Origin of the sequence: Streptomyces sp. UG1 (assembly GCF_049974585.1) — a bacterium.
Classification (GTDB): Bacteria; Actinomycetota; Actinomycetes; order Streptomycetales; family Streptomycetaceae; genus Streptomyces.
In genome coordinates, this window is the sequence record NZ_JBNGGG010000041.1 from 50,054 (window position 1) to 64,087 (window position 14,034).

A 14,034-nucleotide genomic window follows, 5' to 3' on the forward strand; every position below is an offset into this window, starting at 1 on the left:
GAGGAGCAAGAGGAGCAAGAGGAGCAAGTCGAGAACTCATGCGACGTGGCAAGCTACGCATCTACCTCGGCGCGGCGCCGGGCGTCGGCAAGACCTACGCCATGCTGTCCGAGGCCCACCGGCGCGTGGAGCGCGGCACCGACTGCGCGGTCGGTTTCGTGGAACACCACGACCGGCCGCGCACCGAGGTGATGCTGCACGGCCTGGAACTCGTCCCGCGCCGCGAGATCGAGTACCGCGCCACGACGTTCACGGAGATGGACGTCGACGCGGTCCTCGCCCGCCGCCCCCAGGTGGCCCTGGTCGACGAGCTCGCGCACACCAACGTGCCCGGCTCCCGCAACACCAAGCGCTGGCAGGACGTCGAGGAACTCCTGGCGGCCGGCATCGACGTGATATCCACGGTGAACATCCAGCACCTGGAGTCGCTCGGCGACGTCGTCGAGACGATCACCGGGATCCGGCAGAAGGAGACCGTTCCCGACGAAGTGGTCCGCCGCGCCGACCAGATCGAACTGGTCGACATGTCGCCGCAGGCCCTGCGCCGCCGCATGGCGCACGGCAACATCTACCAGCCCGACAAGGTCGACGCGGCCCTGTCGAACTACTTCCGCCCCGGCAACCTGACCGCCCTGCGCGAGCTGGCCCTGCTGTGGGTGGCGGACCGGGTCGACGAGTACCTCCAGCAGTACCGCGGGGAGCACAACATCCGCTCCACCTGGCAGGCCCGCGAGCGGATCGTGGTCGGCCTGACCGGCGGACCGGAGGGGCGCACGCTCATACGGCGGGCGGCGCGGCTGGCGGAGAAGGGCGCCGGCGGCGAGGTGCTCGCCGTCTACATCGCCCGCAGCGACGGACTGACGTCCGCCTCGCCCAAGGAACTCGCCGTCCAGCGCACCCTGGTCGAGGACCTCGGCGGCACCTTCCACCACGTCATCGGCGACGACATCCCGACCGCGCTGCTGGACTTCTCGCGCGGCGTCAACGCCACCCAGATCGTCCTCGGCGTCTCCCGGCGCAAGAGCTGGCAGTACGTCTTCGGACCCGGCGTCGGCGCCACCGTCGCCCGCGAGTCCGGACCCGACCTCGACGTCCACCTGATCACCCACGACGAGGCGGGCAAGGGCCGCGGGCTGCCCATCGCCCGCGGCACCCGGCTGGGCCGCTCGCGGATCATCTCGGCCTGGCTGGTCGGCGTGGCCGGCCCGCTGCTGCTCACCCTCGCTCTCACGCGCGTCGACGTGGGCCCGGACCTGACGAACAACGTGCTGCTGTTCCTGTTGCTGACGGTCGCCGCGGCGCTGCTCGGCGGTCTGTGGCCGGCCCTCGCCTCGGCGACCGTCGGATCGGCGCTGCTGAACTACTTCTTCACCCCGCCGGTCCACACCTGGATCATCGCGGAGCCGGAGGACGTCGTCGCGATCGCGGTCTTCTTCGCGGTCGCCGTCTCCGTCGCCTCCGTCATGGACCTGGCCGCCCGCCGCACCCACCAGGCGGCCCGGCTGCGCGCCGAGTCGGAGATCCTCTCCCTCCTGGCCGGCAGTGTGCTGCGCGGGGAGACCAGCCTGGACGCGCTGCTGGAGCGCGTCCGGGAGACCTTCGCCATGGAGTCGGTGGCCCTGCTGGAACGGGAGAGCGACGTCGACCCGTGGACCTGCGCGGGCCGGGTCGGAGACCCCGGCGCGATCGAGCGGCCCGAGGACGCGGACGTCGACATGCCGGTCGGCGACCATATGGCGCTCGCCCTGTCCGGGCGGGTGCTGCCGGCCGAGGACCGGCGGGTGCTGGCCGCGTTCGCCGCCCAGGCCGCCGTGGTCCTGGACCGCCAGCGGCTGCAGGTGCAGGCCGACCGGGCCAAGGAGCTGGCCGAGGGCAACCGGATCCGCACCGCGCTGCTCGCCGCCGTCAGCCATGATCTGCGTACTCCGCTGGCGAGCATCAAGGCGTCCGTCTCCTCGCTGCGCTCCGACGACGTGGCGTGGTCGCAGGAGGACGAGGCCGAGCTGCTGGAGGGCATCGAGGAGGGCGCCGACCGGCTCGGCGGCCTGGTGGACAACCTGCTGGACATGTCCCGGCTGCAGACCGGCACGGTCACCCCGCTGATCCGGGAGATCGACCTCGACGAGGTGGTCCCGATGGCCCTCGTGGGGGTGCCCGAGGACAGCGTCCACCTCGACATTCCCGAGACGCTGCCCATGGTCGCCGTCGACAAGGGGCTGCTGGAGAGGGCGGTCGCCAACGTCGTGGAGAACGCCGTCAAGTACAGCCCCGACGGCCGGCCCGTCCACGTGTCCGCCAGCGCGATGGGCCACCGCGTCGAACTGCGGGTCGCGGACCGCGGACCCGGCGTGCCCGACGACGCCAAGGAACGCATCTTCGAGCCGTTCCAGCGCTACGGCGACGCCCCGCGCGGCGCGGGAGTCGGCCTCGGCCTCGCCGTCGCGCGCGGCTTCGCCGAGGCCATGGGCGGCACCCTCAACGCCGAGGACACCCCCGGCGGCGGCCTCACGATGGTCCTCACGCTCCGTACGGCCCCGGGCCGGCCGCGGGCGCAGCCCGAACTGCCGACCACGACGACGACGTAGCGCTCCGCCTCCGCGGGAGAGGCGGATGCTTTCTTCGGTTACACGTTCGGTTATGGTGTGCCGCCGGGATCTTGGCGCAGACCTGTCGGATCCTTGACGATGTCCTGGCGGGATACGACAGGTGGAGGAACCGAAGCGTGACCGGACGTGCGGCGGCGCGACCGACGAAGGCGGTGCGCCCTTCCAGGGTCGCGCGGGGATGGCAGGCGCTGTTCGCGGCGCATCCCGCACGCACCGTGGTGACGGGCTTCGGCGCGGTGATCCTCCTCGGCACCGTCCTGCTGATGCTCCCGGTCGCCAGCGAGGACGGCTCGTCCGCGGACTTCGTGACAGCCCTGTTCACGTCCACCTCGGCGGTCTGTGTGACCGGCCTGGTGGTGGTGGACACCGGCACGTACTGGAGCGGCTTCGGCGAAGGCGTGATCCTGACCCTGTTCCAGGTCGGCGGCTTCGGGATCATGACCATGGCCTCGCTGCTGGGCCTGCTGATCTCCGGAAAGCTCGGGCTGCGGATGCAGCTCACCGCCCAGGCGGAGACCAAGAGCCTGGGCATCGGCGACGTCCGCAAGGTGCTGCTCGGCGTGGCCGGATGCACTCTGGTGGTCGAGCTGGCCGTGGGCGCCGTCCTCGCGCTGCGGCTGCGCTTCGGCTACGGCGAGTCCATCTGGCAGGCCTCCTACCTGGGCTTCTTCCACGCGGTGTCGGCCTTCAACAACGCCGGGTTCGGGCTGCACGCCGACAGCCTCACCAGGTACGCCCAGGACCCGTGGGTGACCCTGCCGGTAGCCGTCGCGGTGATCCTCGGCGGCATCGGCTTCCCCGTGCTCCTCGAGCTGCTGCGCCACCGCCGCCGCAGACAGCTCACCGGCCGGCGCCGCTGGTCGCTGCACTTCCGGCTCACGGTGCTCACCACCGCCATCCTGCTCTCCCTCGGCACCGTGCTGACCTGTGCCCTGGAGTGGGGCAACGACGACACCCTCGGACCCTTCGACTGGCCCGAGAAGATCCTGGCCGGCTTCTTCCACTCCGCCATGTCCCGCACGGCCGGGTTCAACAGCGTCGACATCGGCGCGATGACGGACGCGACGCTGCTGATGACGTGCATGCTGATGTTCGTGGGCGGCGGCAGCGCGGGCACCGCGGGCGGCATCAAGGTCTCCACCTTCGCCGTGCTGGGCGCGGCGATGCTGGCCGAGGTGCGCGGCGAGCCGCACTCCGGAGTGATGGGCCGCAAGCTCGCCCCGCACGTCCTGCGCCAGGCGCTGACCGTGGCCCTCGCCGGTGTGGGCTTTGTGATGACCGCGACCCTTGCCCTTCTCGTGGTCGTGGACAAACCTTTTGAGCAGGTGCTCTTCGAGGCGGTGTCCGCCTTCGGCACCGTGGGCCTGTCCACCGGCATCACCGGTGACCTGCCGACCGTCGGGCGCCTGATCGTCATCGTGCTCATGTTCGTCGGCCGACTCGGACCGGTCACCCTCGTCTCCGCGCTGGCCCTGCGCGAGCGCACCCGCCGCTACCAGCTACCCGAGGAGCGACCCGTCATTGGCTAACTACCTGCACAACCTGCGCCGCCGCCGCGCCAAGCAGCTCGCCACCCAGTACGCCAACCCCCACGGCGACCAGCGCGTCGCCGTCATCGGCCTGGGCCGCTTCGGCAGCTCCCTGGCCAACGAGCTGATGCGCCGCGGCTGGGACGTGCTCGGCGTCGACACCAGCACCCAGATCGTGCAGCGCCTGAGCGACGACCTCACCCACACCGCCGTCGCCGACTGCACCGACCCCGAGGTGTTGCGCCAGCTCGGCGTGCACGAGTTCACCAGCGCGGTCGTCGGCATCGGCACCGACATAGAGGCGTCCATCCTCATCTCTGCCAATCTGCTGGAGGCCGAGGTCCCCAACATCTGGGCCAAGGCCATCAGCCGCCAGCACGGGCAGATCCTGGAGCGTCTCGGCGTCCACCACGTGGTCCTGCCCGAGCATGAGATGGGCGAGCGGGTGGCCCACCTGGTGACCGGCCGGATGCTGGACTTCATCGAGTTCGACGACGACTACGCCCTGGTGAAGACCATCGCGCCGGAGATCGCCACCGGGATGGCGCTGGGTGAGAGCGGGATCCGTGCGAAGTACGGGGTGACGGTCGTCGGCATCAAGCGGCCGGGCGAGGGCTTCACCTATGCCACCGCCGAGACCGTCATCACCAAGGGCGACGTCATCATCGTCACCGGCAAGACCCAGGCGGTGGAGTCCTTCACCGAACGCGACTGAGCCGCCTTACGAAAGGGGCCTGGGCCTGCGCAGCAGCCACTGCCCGAACGTGCGTCGTGCGGGCCGCACCACGACGCGGCCGTGGGTCGTCGTGCCGACCAGCTCCACGCGCAGCGTGATCGGCGTCCCGTGCTCCGGAGCCTGACGAATCTTGATCTTGCTGTGTACGAGGCTCAGGGCACCGGTATCGACCACGATGCCCGGCTTGGTGATCAGCGTCAGCTTCTTGCCAGCCGTGTTCATGTCGATCCGCAGGGTGTCCTGCGTGATCACTGCCTGAGTGAAGTCGAGCGTCACCTCGCACCACGTAGTGGCCAGCTCCAGTCTTCGCGGCACCACCCAGCGCCCCACGCGTTTGACCGCACCGCTGTGAATCCCCTCGATCCGGAGTACGTCCTTGACCTCCGCCACGGCTGTGCCGGTCGAAGCGGACACGGCCGGCAGGTCAGCGGTCAGCGCGGTCAGCTCCCCGACGGTACGCGCCGACAGGGCGGCTTCCACGCGCTCGTCCAGCTCGTCCGCGGTCAGCAGGCCGTCCCCCGCCGCGATACGCAGCACATCCACGACCCGGTCCCGGTCCGCATGAGAGGCTCGCAGCTCGGGCGACGAGCCGGGGCCGGAGGGCTTCCCAGTGGGCGAAATCTCTCCCGACATGCTTCCGTCCTGGTCCTGTCGAACTTCTCCGGGCGACGCGGGCAGCGGCGCGAGTAGAAGAGTAGCGCTATATCGCGACATGGATTCATGGGGGTGGCTCAACGACCCCTACACCAAGGGGCGTTGGCGATGTGCTCGTCCGCGCGGGATCCGGCCGCCTCGTATGACGGTGGGGAACATGCCGCCTGCGGAGTAATCGGCTGGTTGGACCGATTGCTGCGGCACCCTGTGCGGGTTGATCACCGGCCCGGTCAGGGAGGCTCTGGGTGCGTGCGGACGAAGCCGCCGAGATCGTCGGGTGTCCATGATGGCGGACGGAGGGGGAGGAGGTCCGCAACAGCCGCCCGACTCCGAGTCGATGTCGCGGCCGGATGCCGAGCTGGAACAGATCGCCGCGCAGTTGCGGGAGCTGGCCACCGCCAGGGACCGGCTGCAGGGACTGCTGGACGCGGTGCTGGCGATCAGCCGGGAGACGGATCTGCCCGCGGTGCTGCATCGCATCGTCACCACCGCCATGGACCTGGCCGGCGCACGCTACGGGGCGCTGGGGGTGCTGGACGAGTCCGGCGACCAGCTCGCGCGGTTCATCACGGCGGGCCTGTCGGAGTCCGAGCGCGCGGACCTGGCCGGCATCGACTTCCCCCGCGGCCGCGGAGTCCTGGGGCATCTGATCCACCACCCCGAGCCCCTGCGCGTCGACGACATCCCCTCCCACCCCGCCTCCACCGGGTTCCCGCCCGGCCACCCCCGAATGCGCACTCTGCTGGGCGTCGCCGTCAGCGTTCGCGGCACCATCTACGGAGACCTCTACCTGTCCGAACGCCGTGACGGCCAGCCCTTCGACCGCGACGACGAGGACATCGTCGTCGCTCTGGCCGGCGCCGCCGGCATCGCGATCGAGAACGTCCGCCTGTTCGAGCAGGTCCGCGACAGCGCCGAACACTTCCAGCGGCTTCTGCTGCCCACCCTGCCCGATCTGCACCCCTTCACCGCCGCGGCCATCTACCGCCCGGCGCTCGCTCCCGGTCACCTCGGCGGGGACTGGTACGACGCCCTCTGGCTGCCCGACGACGCCTGCGCCGTCGTGATCGGCGACGTCGTCGGCCATGACATGCGCGCGGCCGCCGCCATGGCCCAGACCCGCAGCATGCTGCGCGCCCTGCTGTTCGACCGCTTCACCCCGCCCAGCAGCGTGCTCGCCCAGCTCGACCGCACCCTGCACGCCATCACCGACCTCCCGGTCACCGCCTCCTGCCTCGCCCGCATCGAACCCGCCAAGGAGGGCTGGAGGCTGCACTGGAGCACGGCCGGTCACCTTCCCCCGCTGCTGATCGGCCCCGACCGGCAGGTGGAGTATCTCCACGCCGAGCCGGGCCTGCCGCTCGGCGTCGACCTCGACCAGGAACGTCCCGACCACATCCATCCCATGCCGGCCGGGGCCACCGTGCTCTTCTTCACCGACGGGCTCGTCGAACATCCCGACCGCCCCATCGACCACGGCCTCGCCCGACTCGCCGAACTCGCCGCGGGCCACGTCGACCTGCCGTTGGACGACTTCGTACGGTTCCTCGCCGACCACCACCCCAGCGACGGCCACGACGACATGGCCCTCCTGGCCCTGCGCACCCCGCGCGACTGAGGCGCGGCCATCGGATCCGGTCGGCCCCTAGTCTTTCATTGCAACGGGACGTTGCATTCACCGTCAGCGTGATTGCATCAATTCGACGCTCTCTAGCTGGGCTTTCGCTATTTCATGGATTGACTAATACGTGAATGCAACGTAGCTTTCCCGCTGTGTCAAACGCGTACTATCGCGAGATGAGGAGTCGTCATGACTGAATCCCCGCACACCGTCACCACACTGCCGACGACGCGTCGGCCCGGCTGCCCCTTCGACCCGCCGGCCGAGTTACTGGACGCCCGTCGGCACGGCCCGATCAGCCGCTACACCCACCCCGGCGGCATCCCGGGCTGGCTGATCACCGGATACGACCAGGTCAGGTCGGTCCTGGCCGACCCGCGGTTCAGCTCGCGCAAGGAGCTGATGAACGTGGTCGACTTCGAGCTTCCCCCGGCGCCGCCCGGCGAGTTCCTGCTCACGGACGAGCCCCAGCACAGCCGCTACCGCAAGCCGCTGGTGGGCAGGTTCACGGTGCGGCGGATGCGGCAGCTCACCGAGCGGGTCGAGCAGATCACCGCCGCCTGCCTGGACGCCATGGAGGAGGCCGGGCCGTCGGCGGATCTGGTGGCCTCGTTCGCCAGGCCCATCCCCGCCATCATCATCTGTGAGCTGCTGGGGGTGCCGTACGAGGAACGGGACTCCTTCCAGCAGCAGACCGAAGCGCTCATGAGCGGGGAGCCGACCGATCAGGAGCTGATCGCGGCCTACACCGCGGTCCAGGAGTACATCGCGCGACTGGTGGCCGCCAAGCGCGCGCACCCCACCGACGACGTGCTCAGCGAGCTGACCGACAGCGAGCTGACCGACGAGGAGCTGCGGGGCGTCGGCCTCACCCTGCTGGCGGCCGGACTCGACACCACCGCGAACATGCTGTCCCTCGGCACCTTCGCGCTGCTTCAGAACCCGGCGCAACTGGCCGCGCTGCGCGCCGATCCCGCGCTCGCCGACCGGGCCGTGGAGGAGCTGCTGCGGTATCTGACCGTCGCCAAGTCGTTCATGCGGACGGCGCTGGAGGACGTCGAGCTGGGCGGCCAGACCATCAAGGCCGGCACGACGGTCGTCCTGTCGTACCACACCGCCAACCGCGACCCCGAGCGCTTCGCCGATCCCCACGTGCTCGACATCGGCAGGCAGAGCGTCGGGCACCTGGCCTTCGGGCACGGCATCCACCAGTGCCTGGGCCAGCAGCTGGCCCGTGTCGAGCTGCGGGTCGCGCTTCCCGCGCTGTTCGACCGCTTCCCCACGCTGCGTCTGGCCGTACCGGCCGACGAGGTCGATCTGCGCCCGGAGCTCGCGGACATCTTCGGGGTCAAGAGCCTCCCGGTCACCTGGGACGAGGAGGAGTCATGACACCGATGCGGCTGCGCGTCGACCGTGAGCGCTGCATCGGCGCCGGGATGTGCGCACTGACCGCCCCCGAGGTCTTCGACCAGGATGCCGACGACGGTCGCGTGCTCCTGCTGCACGCCGAGCCGCCTGCCGCCCATCGCGCGGCCGCACAGATGGCAGTCGGCGTCTGCCCCTCGGGGGCGATCACCCTCAACGACCCGGAATCCGCCGGCTTCTGACGGGGAGCCCCTGCACACGGAGCCCGCCACAAGATCCGGTTACAGTACCGGCATCGAGGCCACGGACGACCGGCTGAACGCCGGTCGGCAGGCTCGCCAAGGCCCGCCAACTGCCCGTGCTGGAGGGGGCGTTCGTCCATCACCGCGGGTCGGGAGCGGCGGCGACCCGAAGTTGGCCGGAACTCGCGTCGACCCGTGTCCGCCGACAGCCCGAACCCTGGCGGGGCCCCTGTGCCCGCCATCGATGAGGAGGCCGTCCCTTGGAACCCGTCACGATGGCCCTGATGGGCGCGCCGACGGTCGTCGGCTTCGGGCGGGCCGGCGTCTCGTCCCCCATGGGCGGCCTGACCCTTCACCGCCGACGGAGCGTTTCCACCCCGTCACCGTCCAGGTCGTCGCAGTACGCCGTGCGTCCGGTCATGGCCATCACCAGGGCCAGGGTCGGGCCGGACACCAGCGGCCCGGAACCGGTCCTGAACGGGCCGTCGTCGGCGACCAGTTCCAGGCCGCCGATGCGTCCCTTGGCGACGACCACGAGGTCCGTGCCCCGGTAGTACTCGGCCACCCGCGTGACGACCTCGATCGGATGGTCACGGCGGATGCCCAGCGGACGCCGGATGTCCTCCCCGTGCACGATCGTCTCGCCCAGCATGGCGATCGTGGGCAGGGGAGGCTTGGTCTCGCTCGGCACGATCCGTCGGAAGCGCGCAAGGGTCTCGTCCGGGGTCGCGCCCAACTGCTCGGCCAGCCGCATGGCCACCTGCCTGTCGAAGTCGAACCGGCAGCGGATCACCCCCGCCAGCCAGCGCGGGCCATTGAGACTCGCGGCGGCGGTCAGATGCGCCAGCACCTCACGCACCGTCAGTCCCGCGCACAGGGACGGCGTTGCCCACCGCTCGTCCGTCAGCCCTTCGAGATCGGCCGCCAGGGCCGCGCGCTCGGCATGGATCAACGGCCAGACCCCGGTCCGGCGGCCGCGGTCTGCTGTCAGTTCCGGATCAGTCATGCGGGGGAGACTCCCGCTCCGGAGCAAAGTCATCGCTGCCGGGGCCCTCATCCCGCGACCCTCCGTGATTTGGACGTGCGCTTCTCGTGCGCTGCATCTGTGCTGTACAGGCGCTAACCACCCCTTCGCAACAGTGGCACCACCCGCCCCACCAGGGGGAACACCAGAAGGGAAGCGTGCCATGGGCAGTGTCTCGCAACCGCAGCGCCGAGCCGTACTCACCGGAGGACTCGTGGCGACCGCGGCCATGATCACGGGCTGTTCGACGAAGACGGACGGCGCCGCCGCTCCGATGGCGTCGCCCGCGGCGGCGAGCCCCTCGTCGTCCCCGGCCGCACCCCCCGAGACACCCTCCGCGGTGCTCAAGCGCCTGCTGGAGGGCAACGAGCGCTGGGTGAAGGGCTCGCTCCAGCGCCCCAACCAGGGCATCGACCGGCGCGAGGCGGTCGACGAGGAGCAGGACCCGTACGGCGTCATCGTCTCGTGCATCGACTCCCGGGTCCCGCCGGAGATGGTCTTCGACACCGGCATCGGCGACCTGTTCGCGATACGCACCGGCGGCCAGGTGGTCGCCCCGGTGGTCACCGGTTCCATCGAGTACGGGCCCGTGACCTCCGGAACCCCGCTCATCGTCGTGCTCGGGCACCAGCGCTGCGGCGCGGTCAAGGCGTCGTACAAGGCCCTGAAGGAGCACAAGCCGCTGCCGGGCGACCTCCAGTCGATCGCCGAAGCCGTCCGCCCGGCGTACGAGGCCATATCCAAGGGCAAGCACGACGACCCGGTGGACGCCATGGTCCGCGTCCACGCCAGGCAGACGGCGGCCGGCCTGCGCCGCGACCCCGCCCTCGCGCCCCTGGTGAAGAAGGGCGGCCTGGCCGTCGTCAGCGCCTACTACTCGCTGGACACCGGCCGGGTGGAGGTTCTCGACGGGGCGCCCGCGGCCTGATGGCGGCGAGGTGGGGAGCGGGAGGGCCGGGGCGGGCGGACTTCACGACGAGCCGAGAAGGAGCCGCCCTCGGCGGCCATCACCGGCAGGGAGCGGTACGTACGTCGTGAGCCCGTCTCCCGGCTGCCGGCGTACGGCGGTTCAGCCGCGCAAGCCGCGCACGCTCCGGACCATCCGCACCAGCCCCGCGACCGCTCCGCCCGCCGCCAGCCCCGCCGAGGCCAGCGCGAGAGCCCGTGCCGCCCCTCCCGGAGGCGTCGGCCGCGCCCCCGGAGCAACCCCGTACGCACTCGCCGCCACCTCGGACGCGGGCAGCGCCGAGGCCAGGAGCTCGGCCAGGTGGACCCCCTCGTGGCCGCCGCTGTCGAACTCGTGGATCTGGGTGCGGCAGCTGAAGCCGTCCGCGAGGACCACGCTGCCGGGGTCCTCCTCCCGCAGCCGGGGCAGCAGGACGCGTTCCGCGCAGGCCCGGCTGACCTCCAAGTGGCCCCGTTCGAAACCGAAGTTGCCGGCGAGGCCGCAGCAGCCGGACGCCAGCCGCTCGACGTCGACCCCGGCGGCGCGCAGCAGCTTCTCGTCGGCCTCCCAGCCCAGTACCGCGTGCTGGTGGCAGTGCACCTGGGCCAGGGCGCGGGCGCTGCGGTCGGGCACCTGCGGTGGCTCGTAGCCCGGGCTGTGCTCGGTGAGCAGCTCGGCCAGAGTCACGGTCTGCTCCGCCAGCCTGCGCACATCCCTGTCGCCGGGGAACAGCTCCCCCGCGTCCGACCGGAACACGGCGGTGCAGCTCGGTTCCAGGCCGACTATCAGGCCGCCGTCGTGCAGGTGGCCGGCGAGGTGGCGCACGGTCCGGGTCAGGACGCGTTCGGCGATGCCGAGCTGGCCGGTGGAGATCCAGGTCAGGCCGCAGCACAGCGGCTCGCGGGGCATCGTCACGCGCCAGCCCGCGTGCTCGAGCAGCTCCACCGCCGCCTGCCCCACGTGCGGTTGGAAGAAGTCGGTGAAGGTGTCCGGCCACAGCAGCACCGTCCCGCGCGCCCCGCTGCCGGAGCCGGCCCGGCCGGCGAACCAGCTTTGCAGCGACTGCCGTGCGAACAGCGGCACTTCCCGGTCCTCGACCCCGGCCACCGCGACCGCCGCCCGCGCCAGCGGCGGGGTGTGGGTGACGGCGTTGACCACCGGACCGAGCCCGGCGCGGCCCACGGCCCGGGCGACGGCCGGCAGCCAGCCCATCGACAGATCGGAGCGGGGCCTGCGCCAGGGCCGGCCCGCGTAGTGGTGGGAGAGGAACTCCGCCTTGTAGGTCGCCATGTCGACATCGGCCGGGCAGTCGCTCTTGCAGCCCTTGCAGGCCAGGCACAGATCCAGGGCGTCCTTGACCGCCCGCGAACGCCACCCGTCGCGGATCGCGCTGTCGCCGTGCCCGTCGAGCATCTCGAACAGCAGCCGGGCCCGGCCCCGCGTGGAGTGCTCCTCCTCCAGCGTGACCTGGTAGGACGGGCACATCACCGCATCGCCCTCGGTGTCCAGGCGCCGGCACTTGCCCACGCCCACACACCGGTTGGCGGCCTGGGCGAAGGACCCGCCGTCGTGCGGGAAGCGGAAGTGCACATCGCGCGGGGCGTACGGGGCCCAGTCGCCGCCGATGCGCAGGTTCTCGTCGAGCCGGTACGGCGCCACCACCTTGCCGGGGTTCATCCGGTCGCCCGGGTCGAACACGGCCTTGAGCCGCCCGAAGGCCGTCACCAGCTCCTGGCCGAACATCCGCGGCAGCAGCTCGCCCCGGCTCTGCCCGTCCCCGTGCTCGCCGGAGAAGGACCCGCCGAACTCGACCACGAGATCGGCCGCCCGCTCCATGAACCGCCGGTAGTCGGCCACGCCCCGCGCGCTGTACAGGTCGAAGGGGATCCGCGTGTGCACGCACCCCTGCCCGAAGTGGCCGTACAGGCTCGGCCCGGCGTCGCTCTGGTACCCGAACTCCTCGAACAGGCCGCGCAGCCGCCGCAGATACTCGCCCAGCCGCTCCGGCGCCACCGCCGAGTCCTCCCAGCCCTCCCAGGTGTCGGGATGGCCGGGGACGTGCGCGGTGGCGCCGAGACCGGCCTCGCGGACCTGCCAGAGCTGCTCCTCATGGGCGGGGTCGTCCAGGAAGGCGACCTCGGTGTCGTGCTCGGACTCGTGCAGCCCGTCCAGCATCCGGTGCGCCCGCTCGTCGGCCTCCTCGATGCTCTCGCCGCCGAACTGCACCATCAAGTAGGCGTTGCCCTCGGGCAGTTGGTCGATGGCCTTGCGGTTGAGGTGCTTGAGCCGCTCGTCGTGGACGAGGTGGCGGTCGACGCCCTCCAGCGCGACCGGCTCGTACGGCAGGATCGCCGGTACGGCATCCGCCGCGGCCGCGATGTCCCCGAACCCCAGCACCACCAGCGCGCGTTCCTTCACCACCGGCACCAGCTCCAGCTCCGCCCGCAGGACGGTGACCAGCGTCGACTCGCTGCCGACCAGCAGCCCGGCGACGTCGAAGCCGTGTTCGGGCAGCAGCGAGTCGAGGTTGTAGCCGGAGACCCGGCGGGGGATGGCCGGGAAGCGGCGGCGGATCTCGTCGGCGTGGCCGTCGCGCAGGGCACGCAGCTTCCGGTACACGGACGCGCGCAGATCGCCGTGCCGCTCGATCTCGGCGTACTCCTCGTCACTGGTCCGACCGCACCAGAAGCGGGTGCCGTCGTAGAGCAGCACCTCCAGGCGGGCGATGTTGTCGACGACCTTGCCGGTCGCCTGTGCGGTGGCGCCGCAGGAGTTGTTGCCGATCATGCCGCCGATCGTGCAGTTGGCGTGGGTGGCGGGCTCGGGGCCGAAGCACAGCCCGGTCGGGGCGAGCCGCCGGTTGAGCTCGTCGAGGACGATGCCCGGCTGCACGACGCAGGTGCGCGCCTCGGCGTCGACCGACTCCAGCTCCGTGCAGTACTTCGACCAGTCGATGACGACGGCCGTGTTGGTGCACTGCCCGGCCAGCGAGGTCCCGCCGCCCCGCGACAGCACCGGCGCGTCGTGCTCCCGCGCGACGGCCACCGCCTCCGCGGCGGCCTCGGGGGTGTGCGGTACGACCACGCCGATCGGCGTCTGCCGGAAGTTCGAGGCGTCGGTGGAGTAGGCGGCGCGGCTGCCGGCGTCGAACCGGACCTCCCCGTCGACGCGCTCGCGCAGGGCCGCCTCCAGCGCGGCCGGGTCGCAGGGCCGTACCGCTTCCTGCCGTACGACGGGAGCGGGCAGATCCGAGATGCCCATGAACGCCTCCTGGATGTCGGTGCGGGCACCGCCCCGGGTACCCGCGACCG

At 71.3% G+C, this 14,034-nt stretch carries 10 protein-coding genes; 7 read left to right on the top strand and 3 right to left on the bottom strand.

The window, feature by feature from the left end:
* Window positions 1-38: 38 nt before the first annotated feature.
* From ACP4J3_RS37550 to ACP4J3_RS37560, 3 genes are all read left to right on the top strand, one after another.
* A complete protein-coding gene (locus tag ACP4J3_RS37550; RefSeq protein ID WP_426540802.1) occupies window positions 39-2,585 on the top strand; it encodes an ATP-binding protein in 2,547 nt (848 codons plus the stop codon).
* A gap of 137 nt (window positions 2,586-2,722) precedes the next feature.
* Window positions 2,723-4,135, top strand: coding sequence for a TrkH family potassium uptake protein (locus ACP4J3_RS37555; RefSeq protein WP_426540803.1), 1,413 nt, complete (start codon window positions 2,723-2,725; stop codon window positions 4,133-4,135).
* Window positions 4,128-4,850 carry a potassium channel family protein gene (locus ACP4J3_RS37560; protein ID WP_426540804.1) on the top strand — a complete coding sequence of 241 codons (723 nt, stop codon included), beginning with the start codon at window positions 4,128-4,130 and terminating at the stop codon, window positions 4,848-4,850. Before ACP4J3_RS37555 ends, ACP4J3_RS37560 begins: the two co-directional genes overlap by 8 nt.
* Window positions 4,851-4,856: 6 nt before the next feature.
* Here ACP4J3_RS37560 and ACP4J3_RS37565 read toward each other — a convergent pair whose 3' ends face one another.
* Window positions 4,857-5,504 carry a DUF1707 SHOCT-like domain-containing protein gene (locus ACP4J3_RS37565; RefSeq protein ID WP_426540805.1) on the bottom strand — a complete coding sequence of 216 codons (648 nt, stop codon included), beginning with the start codon at window positions 5,502-5,504 and terminating at the stop codon, window positions 4,857-4,859.
* A gap of 358 nt (window positions 5,505-5,862) precedes the next feature.
* Here ACP4J3_RS37565 and ACP4J3_RS37570 point away from each other — a divergent pair, with 358 nt between their 5' ends.
* The 3 genes from ACP4J3_RS37570 to ACP4J3_RS37580 all read left to right on the top strand — a co-directional run bounded on the left by ACP4J3_RS37570 (window position 5,863) and on the right by ACP4J3_RS37580 (window position 8,753).
* Window positions 5,863-7,143, top strand: a complete 1,281-nt coding sequence (locus ACP4J3_RS37570) for a PP2C family protein-serine/threonine phosphatase (RefSeq protein WP_426540806.1) — start codon at window positions 5,863-5,865, stop codon at window positions 7,141-7,143.
* 192 nt (window positions 7,144-7,335) lie between these two features.
* The gene (locus ACP4J3_RS37575; protein ID WP_426540807.1) at window positions 7,336-8,535 is read left to right on the top strand and encodes a cytochrome P450; all 1,200 of its coding nucleotides are present in this window, start codon (window positions 7,336-7,338) and stop codon (window positions 8,533-8,535) included.
* The gene (locus tag ACP4J3_RS37580; RefSeq protein WP_426540808.1) at window positions 8,532-8,753 is read left to right on the top strand and encodes a ferredoxin; all 222 of its coding nucleotides are present in this window, start codon (window positions 8,532-8,534) and stop codon (window positions 8,751-8,753) included. Before ACP4J3_RS37575 ends, ACP4J3_RS37580 begins: the two co-directional genes overlap by 4 nt.
* Window positions 8,754-9,105: 352 nt before the next feature.
* Here ACP4J3_RS37580 and ACP4J3_RS37585 read toward each other — a convergent pair whose 3' ends face one another.
* Window positions 9,106-9,759, bottom strand: coding sequence for a maleylpyruvate isomerase family mycothiol-dependent enzyme (locus ACP4J3_RS37585; protein ID WP_426540809.1), 654 nt, complete (start codon window positions 9,757-9,759; stop codon window positions 9,106-9,108).
* A gap of 181 nt (window positions 9,760-9,940) precedes the next feature.
* On the opposite strand from ACP4J3_RS37585, the gene ACP4J3_RS37590 reads away from it, so the two are divergent.
* Window positions 9,941-10,705 (top strand): carbonic anhydrase, encoded by a 765-nt coding sequence (locus ACP4J3_RS37590; protein ID WP_426540810.1) that lies wholly within the window; start codon window positions 9,941-9,943, stop codon window positions 10,703-10,705.
* A 141-nt stretch (window positions 10,706-10,846) separates the two neighbouring features.
* Here ACP4J3_RS37590 and ACP4J3_RS37595 read toward each other — a convergent pair whose 3' ends face one another.
* Window positions 10,847-13,984 (bottom strand): FAD-binding and (Fe-S)-binding domain-containing protein, encoded by a 3,138-nt coding sequence (locus ACP4J3_RS37595; protein WP_426540811.1) that lies wholly within the window; start codon window positions 13,982-13,984, stop codon window positions 10,847-10,849.
* Window positions 13,985-14,034: the final 50 nt, after the last annotated feature.